Origin of the sequence: Shewanella saliphila (assembly GCF_014648295.1) — a bacterium.
GTDB lineage: Bacteria > Pseudomonadota > Gammaproteobacteria > Enterobacterales > Shewanellaceae > Shewanella > Shewanella saliphila.
Genome location: NZ_BMQV01000005.1, coordinates 85,755 through 101,878, shown reverse-complemented (window position 1 = coordinate 101,878; position 16,124 = coordinate 85,755). Strand labels below are relative to the sequence as shown.

The 16,124-nt window shown below is 45.5% G+C and carries 15 protein-coding genes; 8 read left to right on the top strand and 7 right to left on the bottom strand.

What is annotated here, in order from left to right:
- The first annotated feature begins 95 nt into the window (after nt 1–95).
- The 3 genes from IEY48_RS04385 (at nt 96) to IEY48_RS04375 (ending at nt 1,514) form a co-directional block, all read left to right on the top strand.
- The gene (locus IEY48_RS04385) at nt 96–875 is read left to right on the top strand and encodes a VOC family protein (protein WP_188917646.1); all 780 of its coding nucleotides are present in this window, start codon (nt 96–98) and stop codon (nt 873–875) included.
- A 100-nt stretch (nt 876–975) separates the two neighbouring features.
- On the top strand, nt 976–1,236 hold the full coding sequence (locus IEY48_RS04380; protein ID WP_188917644.1) for a hypothetical protein: 261 nt from the start codon (nt 976–978) through the stop codon (nt 1,234–1,236).
- A 44-nt stretch (nt 1,237–1,280) separates the two neighbouring features.
- Nucleotides 1,281–1,514 carry a hypothetical protein gene (locus IEY48_RS04375; protein WP_188917643.1) on the top strand — a complete coding sequence of 78 codons (234 nt, stop codon included), beginning with the start codon at nt 1,281–1,283 and terminating at the stop codon, nt 1,512–1,514.
- An 88-nt stretch (nt 1,515–1,602) separates the two neighbouring features.
- Here IEY48_RS04375 and IEY48_RS04370 read toward each other — a convergent pair whose 3' ends face one another.
- The 3 genes from IEY48_RS04370 to IEY48_RS04360 all read right to left on the bottom strand — a co-directional run bounded on the left by IEY48_RS04370 (nt 1,603) and on the right by IEY48_RS04360 (nt 7,044).
- A complete protein-coding gene (locus tag IEY48_RS04370; RefSeq protein ID WP_188917640.1) occupies nt 1,603–4,734 on the bottom strand; it encodes an efflux RND transporter permease subunit in 3,132 nt (1,043 codons plus the stop codon).
- A gap of 12 nt (nt 4,735–4,746) precedes the next feature.
- Nucleotides 4,747–6,504 carry an efflux RND transporter periplasmic adaptor subunit gene (locus tag IEY48_RS04365; protein WP_229786318.1) on the bottom strand — a complete coding sequence of 586 codons (1,758 nt, stop codon included), beginning with the start codon at nt 6,502–6,504 and terminating at the stop codon, nt 4,747–4,749.
- A 141-nt stretch (nt 6,505–6,645) separates the two neighbouring features.
- Nucleotides 6,646–7,044, bottom strand: a complete 399-nt coding sequence (locus tag IEY48_RS04360) for a hypothetical protein (RefSeq protein WP_188917639.1) — start codon at nt 7,042–7,044, stop codon at nt 6,646–6,648.
- Between the two features lie 361 nt (nt 7,045–7,405).
- Here IEY48_RS04360 and IEY48_RS04355 point away from each other — a divergent pair, with 361 nt between their 5' ends.
- Nucleotides 7,406–7,969: a NapC/NirT family cytochrome c gene (locus IEY48_RS04355; RefSeq protein ID WP_188917637.1), complete on the top strand. Its 564-nt coding sequence runs from the start codon at nt 7,406–7,408 to the stop codon at nt 7,967–7,969.
- 68 nt (nt 7,970–8,037) lie between these two features.
- On the opposite strand, the gene IEY48_RS04350 is transcribed toward IEY48_RS04355, so the two are convergent.
- Both IEY48_RS04350 and rsmD read right to left on the bottom strand, forming a co-directional pair.
- On the bottom strand, nt 8,038–8,334 hold the full coding sequence (locus IEY48_RS04350) for a DUF1145 domain-containing protein (protein WP_188917635.1): 297 nt from the start codon (nt 8,332–8,334) through the stop codon (nt 8,038–8,040).
- 2 nt (nt 8,335–8,336) lie between these two features.
- Entirely contained in the window at nt 8,337–8,930 is a 594-nt protein-coding gene (rsmD, locus tag IEY48_RS04345) for a 16S rRNA (guanine(966)-N(2))-methyltransferase RsmD (protein ID WP_188917633.1), read from the bottom strand.
- Nucleotides 8,931–9,111: 181 nt separating this feature from the next.
- Here rsmD and ftsY point away from each other — a divergent pair, with 181 nt between their 5' ends.
- The 4 genes from ftsY (at nt 9,112) to rpoH (ending at nt 13,508) form a co-directional block, all read left to right on the top strand.
- Nucleotides 9,112–10,773: a signal recognition particle-docking protein FtsY gene (gene ftsY / locus IEY48_RS04340; protein WP_188917631.1), complete on the top strand. Its 1,662-nt coding sequence runs from the start codon at nt 9,112–9,114 to the stop codon at nt 10,771–10,773.
- 3 nt (nt 10,774–10,776) lie between these two features.
- Nucleotides 10,777–11,460, top strand: coding sequence for a cell division ATP-binding protein FtsE (ftsE, locus tag IEY48_RS04335; RefSeq protein WP_188917629.1), 684 nt, complete (start codon nt 10,777–10,779; stop codon nt 11,458–11,460).
- Entirely contained in the window at nt 11,457–12,422 is a 966-nt protein-coding gene (gene ftsX / locus IEY48_RS04330; protein WP_188917627.1) for a permease-like cell division protein FtsX, read from the top strand. Before ftsE ends, ftsX begins: the two co-directional genes overlap by 4 nt.
- A gap of 228 nt (nt 12,423–12,650) precedes the next feature.
- Nucleotides 12,651–13,508 carry an RNA polymerase sigma factor RpoH gene (rpoH, locus tag IEY48_RS04325; RefSeq protein ID WP_188917625.1) on the top strand — a complete coding sequence of 286 codons (858 nt, stop codon included), beginning with the start codon at nt 12,651–12,653 and terminating at the stop codon, nt 13,506–13,508.
- 81 nt (nt 13,509–13,589) lie between these two features.
- Here rpoH and menE read toward each other — a convergent pair whose 3' ends face one another.
- Nucleotides 13,590–15,014: an o-succinylbenzoate--CoA ligase gene (menE, locus tag IEY48_RS04320; protein WP_229786317.1), complete on the bottom strand. Its 1,425-nt coding sequence runs from the start codon at nt 15,012–15,014 to the stop codon at nt 13,590–13,592.
- Nucleotides 15,011–16,117: an o-succinylbenzoate synthase gene (gene menC / locus IEY48_RS04315; RefSeq protein WP_188917624.1), complete on the bottom strand. Its 1,107-nt coding sequence runs from the start codon at nt 16,115–16,117 to the stop codon at nt 15,011–15,013. Before menC ends, menE begins: the two co-directional genes overlap by 4 nt.
- Between the last annotated feature and the right edge of the window lie 7 nt (nt 16,118–16,124).

Here is a 16,124-nt window from a genome sequence, read left to right as displayed (position 1 = left end):
AGCCTTCGTTTGAAGGCTTTTTGCTTTTTGGGCGATATCAACTTAACTTATAACTATTACCTAACAGTAATTGTGACTTCGACAGGATAACAATAATGAAAGTACAACAATATCAACAAGGACAGCCATGCTGGATTGAGCTGGCTACGCACGATTGGGATGCGGGTAAAGCGTTTTATCAGGCATTATTTGGTTGGGGTGCTGATGATATGCCCATGCCTGAAGGACATTACACTATGCTGCAAATCGAGGGTGACGATATTGGCGCAATGTACCCAATGCCAGAAGATATGCAGGCCTTACCTACACACTGGACGCTCTACTTTGCCGTTGATGATGTCAATGTTAGCGCTGAACTTGTTAAACAGGCGGGCGGCCAGGTGATAGCTGGGCCACATTCGGTTGGTGATGCTGGTCGTATGGCATTATGCACCGACCCTGAGGGGAGCCGTTTTGCGTTATGGCAAGGGCAAGACCATATTGGTATTAAACGTGCTCAAGAGGCCAATACTTTATGCTGGGTTGAGTTAGCCTGTCGTGATGCCGCGGCCGCTAAAACATTTTATAGTAAGGTACTAGGCTATCAAACCAAACTTGCAGATATGGCTGATTTTAAATACACCGAATGGTATGTGGGTGAGCAAGCTGTTGGTGGTCTGTTGGAAATGACGGCAGAATGGGGCGATGCGCCAGCGCATTGGATGAACTATTTTGCAGTTGATGATTGCGATGCCGCGCTTGCTAAAGCCAAAAGTTTGGGCGCGACAGTGTGCGTACCGGCGACCGACATCCCTAATGTGGGGCGCTTTTCGGTACTTAATGATCCGCAAGGCGGATTTTTCTCGATTATTTCGCTATTGGACCCAGCAGCATAAACATTCAGCACCACCTGTTCAGGTCATTTTTTGAACTCAAATTAACAATCGATGTCTGAATAATTAGCGTTACACAAGGAGTACACCCAAGGATGAATTTATGACTCAAGAAACGACACAAGCTGCATTAGCACGAATTAACCGCAGTATGCTGATGGTGGCCATTATCGATTTTCCCGGCACGTTATTAGTTGGTTTAGGGCTTTATGGCATTTTTGCTGGCTTTGACGAAGGCTTTTTACCTATGCTGGCTAACCCAATGATCATTAATGCAATGTTGGTGATTGGCGGCGTAATTATGGCGTGGGGAATGTTTAAGATGATGAGTTTGGCGCGTGAAAAACAAAAGATCACTCAATAATGAAAATGCCGCCTGTTCAATCAACCCTCTTATCGAGTCTGATATTGTCTAGTTTACTATTGCTAACGGCTTGTGGCGGTACGTCGCCAATCCGTTTGGGTAACGCTGGCAATGCTGACGATAATAAAAATGACACAGATTATATGTTACTTAATTTACCTCGGGCGATTTTAGCCAGCGATCCATGTCAATATGGTCATCCTGATGACATCGCAGCCTGCCGTAAGAAGAAGCAAGATGAAGCGGACCAACTGAGTGAGTCACTTAAACGGAATTAACCCCTGCTTAACTTAGGCTTTTGATCTAATAATAAAATCCCAAACAATACATTGTTTGGGATTTTTGCTTTATAGCGTCGGCGAATGATTATGCGGGCAGCCGTCGACCGTAAATGAGTAAGTAAATCGCCGGTATCACAAATAGCGATAATAGCGGCGCGGTGACCATACCGCCCACCATAGGTGCGGCAATTTTTTGCATCACTTCATTGCCTGTACCGCTGCCCCACATGATGGGTAATAAGCCAAAAAAGATGGTGGCGACGGTCATGGCTTTAGGGCGTATGCGCATTACCGCACCTTCAATAAGCGCAGCGGTTAAGTCAGCTTTAGTTTGATAGCGGCCTTCTTGTTTGTAAGCGGCAATACTGTTGTTGAGGTACACCTGCATCACCACCCCAAACTCAGCGGCCACACCTGCAAGGGCTATCATGCCAACCGATACCGCCACGGAGAAATTAAACTCGAGCGAGTAAAGTAACCATGCACTGCCCACCAGTGAAAACGGCAAACTGAGCATAATCACCAGAGCCTGAATTGTTGAGTTAAAGGTCATCATCAGCAAGATAAAAATCACTGCAATCATAAGCGGGATCACCAGTGTCATTTTAGCCTTAACCCGTTGCATGTATTCATATTGGCCGGCAAAGCTGTAGCTGTAACGTGCAGGCAAGCTAATTTGCTCATCAAGTGCGGCTTGTGCTTGGGCAATATATTCTCCAATTGAAATATCTGTTAAGTCGACAAACACCCAGGAAATAAGGCGGCCATTCTCACTGGCAAGCATAGGTGCGCCGTCGCTAATGGTCAGTTCAGCTAGGTAACTTAAGGGGAGGTATTTACCGGTTTTAGTGAGCACGGGTAAGTCTTTTAGCTTTTCAATGTTGTCGCGTAACTCCCTTGGGTAACGAATGTTAATCGGGTAGCGTTCCTGGCCTTGAATCGACTCGCCCACCGTCATGCCACCAATGGCCATTTGCACCACATCTTGAATGTCATTGAGTGTCATGCCGTAGCGAGCAGCATTTTTCAAGTTAGGGGTAATATCAATATAACGGCCGCCACTGCTGCGTTGTGCAAATGCCGATAAGGTGCCAGGTAATTGGCTCACGACCGCTTCTATTTCGCTGCCTATTCGTTGTAGTTCTTCAACATTTGCCCCTGATATTTTGATACCGACTGGGGTTCTAACCCCTGTGGACAACATATCAATACGGGTTTTAATTGGTTGCACCCAGGCGTTGGTCATGCCCGGTATGCGCACGGTTTGTTGTAGATCGGCAATGATACTTTCTAATGTCACGCCTGTGCGCCACTCGCTTGCGGGTTTAAGCATAATGGTGGTTTCGAGCATAGTTAGTGGCGCAGGGTCAGTGGCTGTTTGGGCTCGGCCGACTTTACCAAATACCCGTTTAACTTCAGGTACGGTTTTAATCAGCCTATCTGTTTGCTGTAAAATCTCCGCCGCCTTGCCCGCACTAACGCTGGGCAATGTGGTTGGCATATACAACAAGTCACCTTCTTCTAATGTCGGCATAAACTCAGAGCCCATTTTAGTTAATGGATAATAGGCGCTGAGCAAGGCCACTAATGCCATCATTATGGTGATTTTAGGAAAACGTAACACCCATTTTAATACCGGTTGATATAACGCAATCAGAATACGGCTGAGCGGGTTTTTACGCTCGTCGGGGATGTTTCCGCGAACAAAATAACCCATTAATACCGGAATTAAAGTGATGGCTAAAATCGCCGATGCAGCCATCGCAAAGGTTTTAGTAAATGCCAATGGATGAAATAAGCGACCTTCTTGTGCTTCTAATGCAAACACAGGGGTAAAGCTTAAAGTAATAATTAATAGGCTGAAAAACAGTGCCGGACCGACTTCGATAGAGGCATCTTTAACCAGCTGCCAATGGGCTTCGCCTTCTGGAGCACAGCCGTGTTGTTGGCGGTAATGCTCTAAATGCTTATGGGTGTTCTCTACCATCACGATCGATGCATCAACCACTGCGCCGATGGCGATAGCTATTCCGCCTAGGCTCATAATGTTGGCGTTGACACCGATAAAGTGCATGGCGATAAAGCTGATTAAGATCGAGATAGGTAAGGTGATAATCGCCACTAATGTCGAGCGGGCATGTAATAAAAAGAGTAAACAAATCAGCCCGACAACCAGCATTTCTTCTAACACTTTGTGTTTAAGGTTGTCGACTGAGCGCACAATAAGATCAGAGCGATCGTAAGTGGTCACTAACTCGACTCCGTCTGGCAGGCCATTGCTGATTTGTTCGAGTTTGAGTTTGATATTATTAATAGTTTCAAGGGCGTTTTCGCCGTAGCGCATTACCACAATGCCGCCGACGACTTCACCTAAACCATCAAGTTCAGCAATGCCGCGTCTTGCTGCTGGGCCAGTTCGCAGTTGTGCGACATCTTTCATTAAAATCGGTGTGCCAGTTTCAGACAAAATACCCAATGGGATTTCAGCAAAATCAGCAATGGTTTGGCGATAACCAGTAGAGGTGATCATGTATTCTGCCTCGGCCATTTCAATGACCGAGCCGCCTGTTGAACTATTAGAATTGTCGAGGGCATTTTTAATGGTCATCAAATCGATTTGATACAAGGCCAGTTTGCGTGGGTCGACCACCACTTGATAGGTTTGCTCCATACCGCCAACGGTCGCGACTTCTGACACGCCTGCGACACTTTGTAGTTCAAGTTTTAAAAACCAGTCTTGGAGTGAGCGCAATTGCGCTAAATCGTATTGGCCTTTGCGGTCAACGAGTGCGTACTGAAAAATCCAACCGACCCCTGAGGCGTCAGGGCCTAAACTCGGCGTTACCCCATCAGGCAGCTGATCTTGGGTTTGCGAAAGGTACTCAAGCACGCGTGAACGGGCCCAATAAATGTCAGTACCGTCTTCAAAAATCACATACACAAACGAGTCGCCAAACATGGAGAACCCGCGCACGGTTTTAGCGCCAGGTACTGCGAGCATTGCCGACGATAACGGATAGGTTATTTGGTCTTCTACCAGCTGAGGTGCCTGGCCCGGATAGCTGGTTTTAACAATCACTTGTACATCTGATAAATCGGGCAGAGCATCAAGTGGCGTGGTGCGCATGGCCTGATAGCCTACAAGTGCAATAATGATGCTGAATAACAGCACCATGACGCGGTTTTTGATTGAAGCATTGATAATCTGCGCTAGCATAAACAAAGCCCCTTAATGCTGGTGAACTGCTGCGGATGGCTGCACAGCAGCACTGCTTAAACGTTGCAAACTGCCTTGAATACTGGCTTCTGAGTCCAGTAAAAACTGTCCTGACACCACCACTTTGTCATGTTCATTTAAGCCTTGAAGCACCTCTGCTTTTCCTTGGGCCATCATGCCAATTTTGACTGGGACGGAGGCAAAGCGCGTGTCGTCACGCTGCACTACCACTCTGTTTTCACGACCGGTTAAAATTAACGCTTCGGTTGGCACCGTGAGTACATTGTCTTTTGCTTGGCCGTATAAGGTCACATCCACCAAAGAGCCAGGTCTAAGCCGCTCTTGCACGTTATTGAGTTGCACTCTTACTCGCATGGCACGTGTGACAGTGTCGAGCTCTGGGTAGATGTAATCTATACTGGATTCAATATCAAATAGCCCTTGCGCGGCGGCGCTCACACTGACTTTATGCCCCAGGCTTAACCAGCTTTGCTCGTTTTCAAATACATCTGCTATTACCCATACGCTGTCTAAATTGACTATTTCAAACAGGGTGTCACCCGGTTGAATATACATGCCATGGCGTATAGTGAGTTCGCTAATAAAACCGCTTTGAGGTGCATAAAATGGCACTCGGAATACGGTTTCTCCCGTGGTTTCTAGGCGTTTAATCACTGTGTCATCGACGCCTAATAATTCTAGGCGCTTACGCGCTTTGCTCAATAATATGCTGCCACGGTTTTTATCTTGTTGTAGGTAATCCAGTGCCTGCGAATAATCGTCTTGTGCATTGACCAGTTCAGGCGAATATAACTCGTACAGTAACTGGCCCTTTTTGACTTGCTGACCCACATTATGGACCATTAAGGTTTCAATCCAGCCGGTGGCACGAGTGTGCACATGGCCAATGGTATTTTCGTTGTATTGCACTGTGCCTATGGTGTTGACTTGGCGAGATAAACTGCCTTTTGTCACCACATGGCTGCGCATCCCTAACGCTTGTTGCATACCACCAGAAACCCCAACGACCACTTCTTGTGCGGTATCGGCGACGGTCACTTTCTCTAAGTTCATCCCGCAAATCGGACAGCTGCCAGGTGTGTCCGACACCACATGTGGGTGCATTGGACAGATGTATTTGCTTTTATCACTACGACTGGATTTGGCTGTCGAAAGCGCCTTTTTAGTCGGTTTTAGCGAGCTAATGGGTTGCTCAAATACTTTTTTAGCCGCTGGCGTCATGTGCTTATGATCCATTGCCGGTTCAGCATCGGTGTCTTTTTCTATTAAAAACATGCCGCATTTAGGACAGCTGCCCGGCTCATGGCTGGTGACCTCAGGGTGCATGGGGCAGTAGTAATTGTGTTGATGCTGCTCGTGGTTTTGAGTTGCTTCGTCAGTATGTGATGTTGTCGCATCGGTCTCTTTTGCGATTAAAAACATGCCGCATTTAGGACAGCTGCCCGGCTCATGGCTGGTGACTTCTGGGTGCATGGGGCAATAGTAATTGTGTTGATGCTGCTCGTGGTTTTGAGTTGCTTCGTCAGTATGTGATGTTGTCGCATCGGTCTCTTTTGCGATTAAAAACATGCCACATTTAGGACAGCTGCCAGGCTCATGGCTGGTGACCTCAGGGTGCATGGGGCAGTAGTAACTGCTTTGGTGTTGCTCATGAGTGCTAGGCTCAGTGGCAGCAAAAGCAGGAAAAAAAGTCGTGCAGCCTAAAAGGCATACGCTAGTAAATAGCGCAATATAAAAAGAGTGTTTCATATCAACCTCTAATCATGGATAAACGCGAGGTGCAATCAGTAAAAGTGCACAGTGAATACGCGAGATAAACCACGAAAAAATCGTTTAAAAATACAAGTCGAATTTATGTAGCCGGCATCACTGTCGGCTCAATGCGAGGGATTAAACGATAGGAGGGCGGAACGCAGGGGTCCCGTCAATAGAGATTAATTCTTCTATAGGCAATATGATGGCTGATTCAACAGGGGCTGGGCTGACACTCATATCAGTCGAAAACACGGTGCCGGTAAAGCTTATCGTAAAGCAGTGGCTGCAATCACTTCCGCATGCCCCGGCATTATCACAACAATGGCTTTCTTGGATGTCATGCTCTTGCATCATCATGCTATGACAATCGCTGCCATTTTCCATGTTGCTTGTAGTTGAGGTGTTAGCGGTGTGGTGGGGCATTGGCATGTCATTAGGCGCTATCATCGTATAGCCATTAGCTAACACACCTTGTCCCAATAAGGATAACAAAGTGCAAATAGCAATAAGATAATGGCGAATGTGTTTACGCATAACATCCTAAAAAGTGAGCCAATAAAAACAATCCAACACATTATAAATGTATAGCAGGTGGCAAACAATGCGCAAGCACGCATTTTTAACCTTTACCTAGGGCTTGTTGGCTCTAGGTCGATATCTTTTGTACGAGATCATATCGCGTAATTAGACCTTGTAAAAAGTAGGTGTACTTACAGGCTTTGTGAGTTTTTAGTCTGACACCATGTCATTGACACGATCTAGTTCGCATTTTAGATAATTTTTGATAAGGAATCATAAAAATAGCGACTAGAATCAATTTTCTAATTTTAAAAAATCCTAAACTACACATACAAATATTAGAAATGTAGTTTTAGCAAATTATGGAGATTGAACAATGAACTGGCGTGCACTATTTAAACCAAGCGCGAAGTACTCAATTATTGCACTTATTGTGGTTGGTGTAATTGTGGGTGTCGTAGGCTATTTCGCAACACAACAGACATTACATGCAACAAGTAGCGATGCTTTTTGTATGACATGTCACCGTGATCACTCGTTAAGAGATGAAGTCATGGCGTCAGCTCACGGTGGCGGTAAAGCCGGTGTGACTGTTCAATGTCAAGATTGTCACTTACCTCACGGCCCGGTTGACTACTTGATTAAGAAAATCATCGTGTCTAAAGACTTAATTGGCTTAATGACTATCGATGGCTTTATGACTCAAGAGTGGTTAGATGAAAACCGTAGAGAGCAAGCTGATTTAGCATTAGAATACTTCCGTAGCAATGACTCTGCTAACTGTCAGCACTGTCACACACGTATTTACGAAGATCAGCCAGAAACGATGAAGAAAATGGCGGTTAGAATGCACAGCATGAACTTCAAAAAAGCACCTGAAGACAGAAAAACTTGTGTAGATTGTCACAAAGGTGTTGCTCACCCTTACCCTAAAAAGTAATAGAGCATCGACTTTAAAGAAAAGCCTCGTTAAATTAACGAGGCTTTTTTATGTCAAAAAATCAATTTTTATGTGTTGAGCGACTGACGCTTAATCTGACCTAAGGCAAAGATGCCCCACAACAAAATGGGAGCGTATTTTATGATGGGTTGGCGTTTAACTTGAGGGCTAAGGTACACCAAAAATAGCAATAACAAATGCATCACAGCAGTAAATGCAGCAACAAGAGTCAATAAGGTGGCAACATCTTGGCTAAATACAAAAAATCCATAGGCGAATAATCCCCACATCGACAATGTGGCGGTTTTACCGACTAATATGAGATCATTTCGTGCTGTATCGTTTAATTTTAGATTGCTGAGCATGATTACTGCGCCGATGTGATAGTCGTTTGATATTGATAAAGTCGGTAAATCACCTGGCCGGCTTGTTTCTCTTTCAATGGAACCCAAGAAGCTGGTACAGGTAAAGTCGCAAGCTCAGACTCGGTTTCAACATAAATTAAGGCGTTGTTGTTGAGCCACTGTTGAGCCATTAATAACTCAATAGCTTTGGTTGCGAGTTCTTTACGAAATGGTGGGTCAATAAACACAATGTCGAAACCGTGTTGAGTGCCTTTGGCGAGGACATTAAGGCTGTCGCCATTAATCACTTCGGCATTTTGACATTGCAGGGTAGCAAGGTTTTGTTTTAATTGATTCGCCGCGTTTTTTTGCAGTTCAATCATGGTGGCAAATTCAGCATAACGCGATAAGGTTTCAAGTGACAAAGCGCCACTGCCGGCAAAGCAGTCGAGTACTCGAGCACCACGAATATCACTGGCAATCCAGTTAAATAGGGTCTCGCGAACACGGTCGGTTGTTGGGCGTAAACCTTCTAAATCATGAATAGGCAGCTTACGTGAGCGCCATTGACCTGAAATAATTCGCACCTGACCGCTGCTGGTGTTTTTTTTAGCCATCTCACCCTCGTGATTTTGCCTGAACAAAGAAAAAAGAAAGTGGTAGACTATGCCACAATCTGAACCGTCGTTATTTTATATCAAACTGGTGATTAAATGTGAGTATTCATCATTTTACTGCACAGAGATGCAACAAACGGCTTCAACTGAATTTTTAAGCATATAAATATTGGTAGCAAACATGGCAAAGAAAGGTTTTTTTTCCTGGTTTCGTAAAGATAAGCCCGCCCCTGAAGTTGAAGAGCAGCAACAAACTGATGCAGAGGTTTCGCATGATGTTGCCACCGACACTGCAGAGCAAACTCAACAGGCTGAGCAACAAAAACAAGCAGCTGAAGCGGCGCAAATAGAAGCGGCTCGTGTTGACGCTGAGCGTATGGCCGCCGAAGCCGAAGCATTGGCCGCCGAGAAACTCGCGGCAGAGCAGTTAGCTGCGCAGCAAGCTGAACAAGAAGCTGCCCGTATAGAGGCTGAACGCCTAGAACAAATCCGCATTGAACATGAACGCGCCGAGCAAGCGCGTGTTGAAGCAGAACGCCTTGCTACTGAAGCGGAAGCATTAGCGGCAGAAAAGCTCGCCGCTGAACAGTTAGCCGCGCAACAAGCTGAACAAGAAGCTGCCCGTATAGAGGCTGAACGTTTAGAGCAAATCCGCATTGACAATGAACGCGCCGAGCAAGCGCGTGTTGAAGCAGAGCGCCTTGCGGCTGAAAAGCTTGCCGCAGAGCAATTGGCCGCTCAAGAGTTAGCCGAGCAACAGGTGGCAGAAGAAGCACGCCTAGAGCAAGCACGTCTAGAAGCTGAAGCGATTGCCGAAGAGGCTGCGGCCGCTGAAAAGTTGGCACTCGAACAAACACCTATTGAATCCATTGAGCTCGAACTGCAAGACGAGCCACAAGAAAAGCCTAAAAAAGAAGGCATGTTCGCCCGCTTAAAACGTGGCTTAATGCGCACTAGCGAAAACATCGGATCAGGCTTTATTGGCTTATTTAGCGGTAAAAAAATCGATGATGACTTATTTGAAGAGCTAGAAGAGCAATTATTAATTGCCGATGTGGGCGTAGAGACTACCACTAAATTAATTAAAAGCTTAACTGAACATGCGTCTCGTAAACAGCTTAAAAACGCTGAAGCACTATACGATTTACTGCGCGAAGAAATGCAAAAAATGCTTGAGCCAGTTGCCATTCCTTTGGTACCAGACAATGCCGACGGCCCATTTGTTATTTTGATGGTAGGCGTCAATGGTGTTGGTAAAACGACCACAATAGGCAAGCTAGCAAAACAGTATCAAAATCAAGGTAAATCTGTCATGTTAGCGGCAGGTGACACTTTCCGTGCAGCAGCGGTTGAACAGCTGCAGGTTTGGGGTCAACGCAATGATATTCCTGTTGTGGCGCAGCATACTGGGGCCGACAGCGCATCGGTGTTATTTGATGCATTACAAGCGGCTAAAGCACGTAAAGTAGACGTACTGATTGCCGACACAGCGGGGCGCTTACAAAATAAGAGCCACTTAATGGAAGAGCTTAAAAAAGTGGTGCGAGTGATGAAAAAACTCGACCCGAATACGCCTCATGAAGTGATGCTAACCTTAGACGCAAGCACCGGTCAAAATGCCATTAGCCAGGCACAGTTATTCCAGGAAGCTGTTGGCGTGACAGGATTAACCATTAGCAAGCTTGATGGTACCGCTAAAGGCGGAGTGATCTTTGCGATTGCGGATAAATTTAATATTCCTATTCGTCATATTGGTGTGGGTGAACAAATAGATGATTTACGCACCTTTAATGCCAATGATTTTATTGAAGCGTTATTCAGTCAGGAAAAAACGGACCAATAATCTATGATCCAATTTGAGCAGGTCAGTAAGATTTATCCAGGCGGGCAAAAAGCCCTGATGGACGTCAACTTTCATCTTCGACAAGGTGAAATGGCTTTTTTAACCGGCCATTCAGGTGCAGGTAAAAGTACCTTACTCAAATTGATCACAGTGATTGAGCGTGCTACCGCAGGTAAAGTGTCGATTAACGGCCACAATATTGCCAATGTAGGTCCTAAACATGTGCCTTACCTGCGTCGTAACATTGGGATGATTTTTCAAAACCATCATTTGTTAATGGATAAGAGCGTGTTCGACAATATTGCCTTGCCGTTAGTGATTGAAGGTTTTTCCCACGGTGAAATCCGCAAACGGGTTGCGGGTGCGCTTGATATGGTTGGCTTATATGGCAAAGAGCGTCACCTGCCGATTATGTTGTCGGGTGGTGAGCAGCAGCGTGTCGGTATTGCCCGCGCGATTGTGAATAAGCCGCCATTACTGTTAGCCGATGAACCAACAGGTAACTTAGACCCTAAATTGTCGATGGACATTTTACGCCTGTTTGAAACCTTTAATGACTCAGGCACCAGCGTGTTAATCGCCACCCATGATTTAGGCTTAATCGCCCGAATGAAATACCGTACCTTTACCTTGCGTCAAGGCAGAATGCTTGGCGGCGAAAGCACAGACAGGGAAGTAATGCGATGAGTAAAAAGCCCAACATTACCCAAAGCAAGCTGCCACTGAGCGGGCGTATCGTGATGTTTTTTATTCGTCATGTGCAACAAGGCATGTCGAGTATGGGTGAACTGTGGCGCAGCCCCGTGTCATCGATTATGACCATGGCCGTACTGGGAGTAAGCTTAAGCTTGCCTGCTGCATTGCAGGTGTTAGTTAAAAATGCTGAAAATATAACCCAATCGTGGAACAACGCGGCTGAAATTTCGTTATTTATTAATACCGGCCGCAGTGAGCAATCGATTCAAAGTTTATTGTCGCGTGTTAAAGCGTTTCGCGAAGTTGAAACCGTAAGCTATATCAGTCGCGACCAGGCGCTAGAAGAGTTTCAGCGTTTATCTGGATTTGGCGAAGCCTTATCGTACTTAGATGACAACCCACTGCCTGCAGTGGTTACCGTAACCCCATCAGTTAAATACTCAAGCCCAACGGGTGCGCGTGAGTTACTCGTTAAATTAGAACGTGAGCCTGAAGTCAACTTTGGCCGACTCGATATTGAGTGGCTAGAACGTTTGCAAGCACTGCTTAAATTACTCGAAAAAACCGTGCTGGCCATTGCGGCATTACTCGTATTAGCTGTGGTGTTGGTGATTGGTAACACCATCCGCTTAGCCATTATGAACCGCCGCACTGAAATTGAAGTGATGAAGCTGGTGGGCGCAACCGAAGCCTTTATTCAACGGCCTTTTTTGTATACTGGCATTTGGTACGGAGTGATCGGCGGTATTTTAGCCTGGCTTATTATTAATATTTTAGTGTGGTATCTCGATGGCGCACTGGCCGAGTTATTAGGATTGTATGGCAGCCAATTAACCATTCAATCATTAACTTTTGCTGAGCTTATTAAGCTGGTGTTGTTGGCTTCATTTTTAGGTTGGTTAGGCTCGTATTTATCAGTGCGACAACATTTACGTAATATTGAACCCTCATAATTTGAGGAATATAATAGTATTAGTGAGTCTATTAATGAACGATTGTTCACTTGCAATATGACTGGCTAGCGGTGAAAATATTAATCGAGCTGAAGCTGATTTGACATATGATGTCATATAGTTGATAGTTCATCAGCTAAATCGAGTCTACAAGTAGATGAACCATTGGGTTTCATAAAGCGTATTTAGCAAACTGAAGTAAATTTTTTGAATGTAGTAGGAGAGCGAATGACTTATCAAACGCAATCAATGGCACTGACTGTCCCTAGAGGCAGTAGTAGTTTAGAAGCGTACATCCAGTCGGTGACTAGCATTGATATGCTAGACGCGGATACCGAGTACGATATTGCCAAGCGTTTACAAGAAACAGGCGATCTACAAGCTGCAAAGCAATTAATTATGTCGCATCTGCGTTTCGTGGTTCACGTTGCTAAAGGTTACTCAGGTTATGGTTTACCTCAAGCCGACCTTATTCAAGAAGGCAACATTGGTTTGATGAAAGCGGTAAAACGTTTTGATCCCGACGTAGGTGTTCGCTTAGTCTCATTTGCAGTACATTGGATTAAAGCCGAAATTCATGAATACGTGCTTAAAAACTGGCGTATCGTAAAAGTTGCCACCACGAAAGCGCAACGCAAGTTATTCTTTAATATCCGTAAATCTAAAAAACGTTTAGGTTGGTTTAGTGACGCTGAGGTGACTATGGTTGCTGAAAACCTTGGAGTGTCCAAGGCGGATGTGACTGAAATGGAGTCACGCATGGCGGCGCAAGATCCTGCGTTTGACCTTACCAACGACAGCGATGACGATAACCACGATTTTGCTCCAGCATTGTATTTAGAAGACCATTCTTCAGATTTAGCTGAGCAGGTTGAAAACGACAACTGGGAAGCCAATTCTCAAGCGCGTTTATTATCAGCAATTAAAACCTTAGATGAGCGCAGTCAGCACATTCTTCGCGCCCGCTGGTTAGATGATGATAAAACAACATTGCAAGAGTTAGCGTCAACTTATCAGGTGTCGGCAGAGCGTATTAGGCAGTTAGAAAAAAATGCCATGAACAAGCTTAAAGCGTGTATGGAATAATCTTCTCCTTTACGCTTTTAAACTAAAAACCTGCTTCGGCAGGTTTTTTGTTTTTAGCATAAGCAATAACGTTATTTCATTCTACGGCTGTTGCACTGCTGCAATAATCAATTTTCTGGGTGCTTTAATGCCGCTCGATATGACCTGTTTAGGCCAATTAAAATACTGTCTTGGGCGCATAAAACGGGCTAGCTTTTGCTCTATTAACTCACTCAATTGAATGTTAATTGAATTGATATCTGCCGAGCCGACCAGCTCATCGCCATTGTTATCAACATAGTCAATAATTGCTGCGGGTAAGTGTCCAAAAATGGGGTCGGACATGGCAAATACCATGGCTTGAGCCACGTTAGGGTGTGTCATCAGTACGGCTTCAAGTTGTTCTGGATGGACATTTTCGCCGCCACAAATAAACATATTGTCTACTCGCCCTGAAATCATTAACTGGCCTTTGTCATTAAGCTGACCTTTATCTTGAGTGCAAAACCAGCCTTGTTCATCAACTGGCAGTGAAACCCCTTGGGGGGTTAGATACCCTAAAAATAAGCACTCTCCTTTAACCCAAATAATCCCGTCGACTAGCTTGAGCTGCCGAGCAGGTAAAGGGCGCCCATGATGGCCAGCGAGGTTTGCTTTTGCCGTGGTAATTTGCGAGCTCATTTCAGTCATGCCATAACTAGTGTAAGCGTTAATATTGAGTGCATTTAGGCTATCAATGAGTTGCGGCTCTATCATGCCACCGCCTAATAATAACGCCTTAACTCGGGTGAGTGCGCTGGGCTGCTGGGTTAAGATTTGCAAAGCTTGTGTGGGGACTAATGACACATGGCTAATGGTGCTTTGCTGCAGTTGCTCTGCCAAAGATATGGCTGTATTACGGAGTACAATGCGGGCCGCGGCTAAGGTGCATCGATGTAATATGGCTAAGCCGCCAATATGAAATAACGGCAAAGATAACAGCCAGGCATCGTTAGCAGTTAAAGGGATAAAGCTTGCTGAGCCTTGGGCACTGGCAAGGTGATTCAATAAACAATGCATCGCAGCTTTAGGGGTGCCACTAGAGCCCGAGGTTAAAATAATATTAGACGCAATATGGGGCGATATTTTAACGGCCGCTGGCGATGGATTCGCTTGCATGCAAAGTGACACGTTTAAGTCATGCGTGACAGCAATATCAGTTAGCCTGCCTGGGCTGTCTGTCCATAACCAACTGACCTGGTAAGTGTCAATAAGCTGATTGATTTGCGAGTTAGACAACCGTGGCGATAACGGTAAAAACACCCAGCCCGAGTCGATACAGGCCCAGTATAAGCAAATCATTTCTAAGTTGTTGTGCGACAAGCACCCCACAATATCACCACGTTGTAGCCCTTGTGTTTGTAGCGACATGGCTAAGTTACTCACCATTGAGCTTAGGGTTGAAAAGCTGTAAGTGTCGCGGCCATCTTCAATGGCAATCGCAGTTGGGGTCGCTAAGGCGGTTTGATGTAATGGCGAGATCATCATAAAGAGTTTGCTGCCTCATTTTCTTCACCCGCATGATTAATTAACGACAGGGCGTTTTGGTTGAGTTGGGTTGAAGTCGGTGTTGTCAGCAGTAATGTTTGCCTAAATGCACTTAATGTATCGAGCCCAGGAGTTTCGTTAGGCGTTAAGGCCTGGCTGACAAGCCGTAAATCATTAATACCGATATCGGACTCTAAGCTAGAGCTTAAAATGCAGCGTACGCCATGACTGTGGGCGGCTTCGATCATGCGCTGTAAACCCGCAAGCGAGCCGAGCAACATAGGCTTAATGATGAGCGCGCCAATTCCGGGTTGTTGTTTTATCGCATTAACAACATCAAACGCAGGTGAGTTTAGTGACTCATCTAAGGCATAGCGTAAACCGAGTTGCAGATAAACTTGTGGGTTATCTGCAGGGTTAATGCAAGGCTCTTCAATGTATTCTATTTTGTCTTTGGGTAAACAGGCCAAAAAGTCGATGGCTTGCTCTAGGCTAAAACCTCGATTGGCATCAAGTCGCAAACTCACCTGTGGTGCAAGTTCTAGCACTCGGTAAATAAAGGCAATTTCTTGTTCCATTGTGGTTTGTGCCACTTTGACCTTTACGCTATTTATGGTGCCATTTTGCAGCAGTTTAGCCTGCAGTTGTTGCTCACTCATGCCGACATAAACCAGTGGTACTGTTGCCGACTGGGTGTGTGGGTTATCAATCCTACAGGGCAATTGCTCAGTGATTTTGGCATGCAATAAGCTCAACCCAAATGCGACAGAGGGCAAAGGTGATGTGGCGGCTAAAGCGATTAATTCATTAGGCGACTTACCAATGAGTAACGTTGCGCTATGTGATAAAGAGGCAATGACATCATCGAGTGACTCTTGGCTAAAGCCTTCAATGGCCAGCCCTTCAACATCAATGCCTGATAACGGCGCTATTTCAACCCAAGCTTGTTGTTTATGGTGTTGCTCATCGGTCAGGGTGACGACGATTAATGCACCTTTGCGGTGATCAATACGCTGTTTGGCTACCGGCAAGGTCGGGTTGAGCGCAATATGGTATCGATACAAAGAGACCGCGCTAATGGTTAACTCGTCGACAGGCTGCATCACGCCT

Coding starts and splice junctions, on each gene's coding strand:
- IEY48_RS04385 (WP_188917646.1), top strand. CDS start 96: ATGAAAGTACAACAATATCAACAAGGACAGCCATGCTGGATTGAGCTG.
- IEY48_RS04380 (WP_188917644.1), top strand. CDS start 976: ATGACTCAAGAAACGACACAAGCTGCATTAGCACGAATTAACCGCAGT.
- IEY48_RS04370 (WP_188917640.1), bottom strand. CDS start 4,734: ATGCTAGCGCAGATTATCAATGCTTCAATCAAAAACCGCGTCATGGTG.
- IEY48_RS04365 (WP_229786318.1), bottom strand. CDS start 6,504: ATGAAACACTCTTTTTATATTGCGCTATTTACTAGCGTATGCCTTTTA.
- IEY48_RS04360 (WP_188917639.1), bottom strand. CDS start 7,044: ATGCGTAAACACATTCGCCATTATCTTATTGCTATTTGCACTTTGTTA.
- IEY48_RS04355 (WP_188917637.1), top strand. CDS start 7,406: ATGAACTGGCGTGCACTATTTAAACCAAGCGCGAAGTACTCAATTATT.
- IEY48_RS04350 (WP_188917635.1), bottom strand. CDS start 8,334: ATGCTCAGCAATCTAAAATTAAACGATACAGCACGAAATGATCTCATA.
- rsmD (WP_188917633.1), bottom strand. CDS start 8,930: ATGGCTAAAAAAAACACCAGCAGCGGTCAGGTGCGAATTATTTCAGGT.
- ftsY (WP_188917631.1), top strand. CDS start 9,112: ATGGCAAAGAAAGGTTTTTTTTCCTGGTTTCGTAAAGATAAGCCCGCC.
- ftsE (WP_188917629.1), top strand. CDS start 10,777: ATGATCCAATTTGAGCAGGTCAGTAAGATTTATCCAGGCGGGCAAAAA.
- ftsX (WP_188917627.1), top strand. CDS start 11,457: ATGAGTAAAAAGCCCAACATTACCCAAAGCAAGCTGCCACTGAGCGGG.
- rpoH (WP_188917625.1), top strand. CDS start 12,651: ATGACTTATCAAACGCAATCAATGGCACTGACTGTCCCTAGAGGCAGT.
- menE (WP_229786317.1), bottom strand. CDS start 15,014: ATGATGATCTCGCCATTACATCAAACCGCCTTAGCGACCCCAACTGCG.
- menC (WP_188917624.1), bottom strand. CDS start 16,117: ATGCAGCCTGTCGACGAGTTAACCATTAGCGCGGTCTCTTTGTATCGA.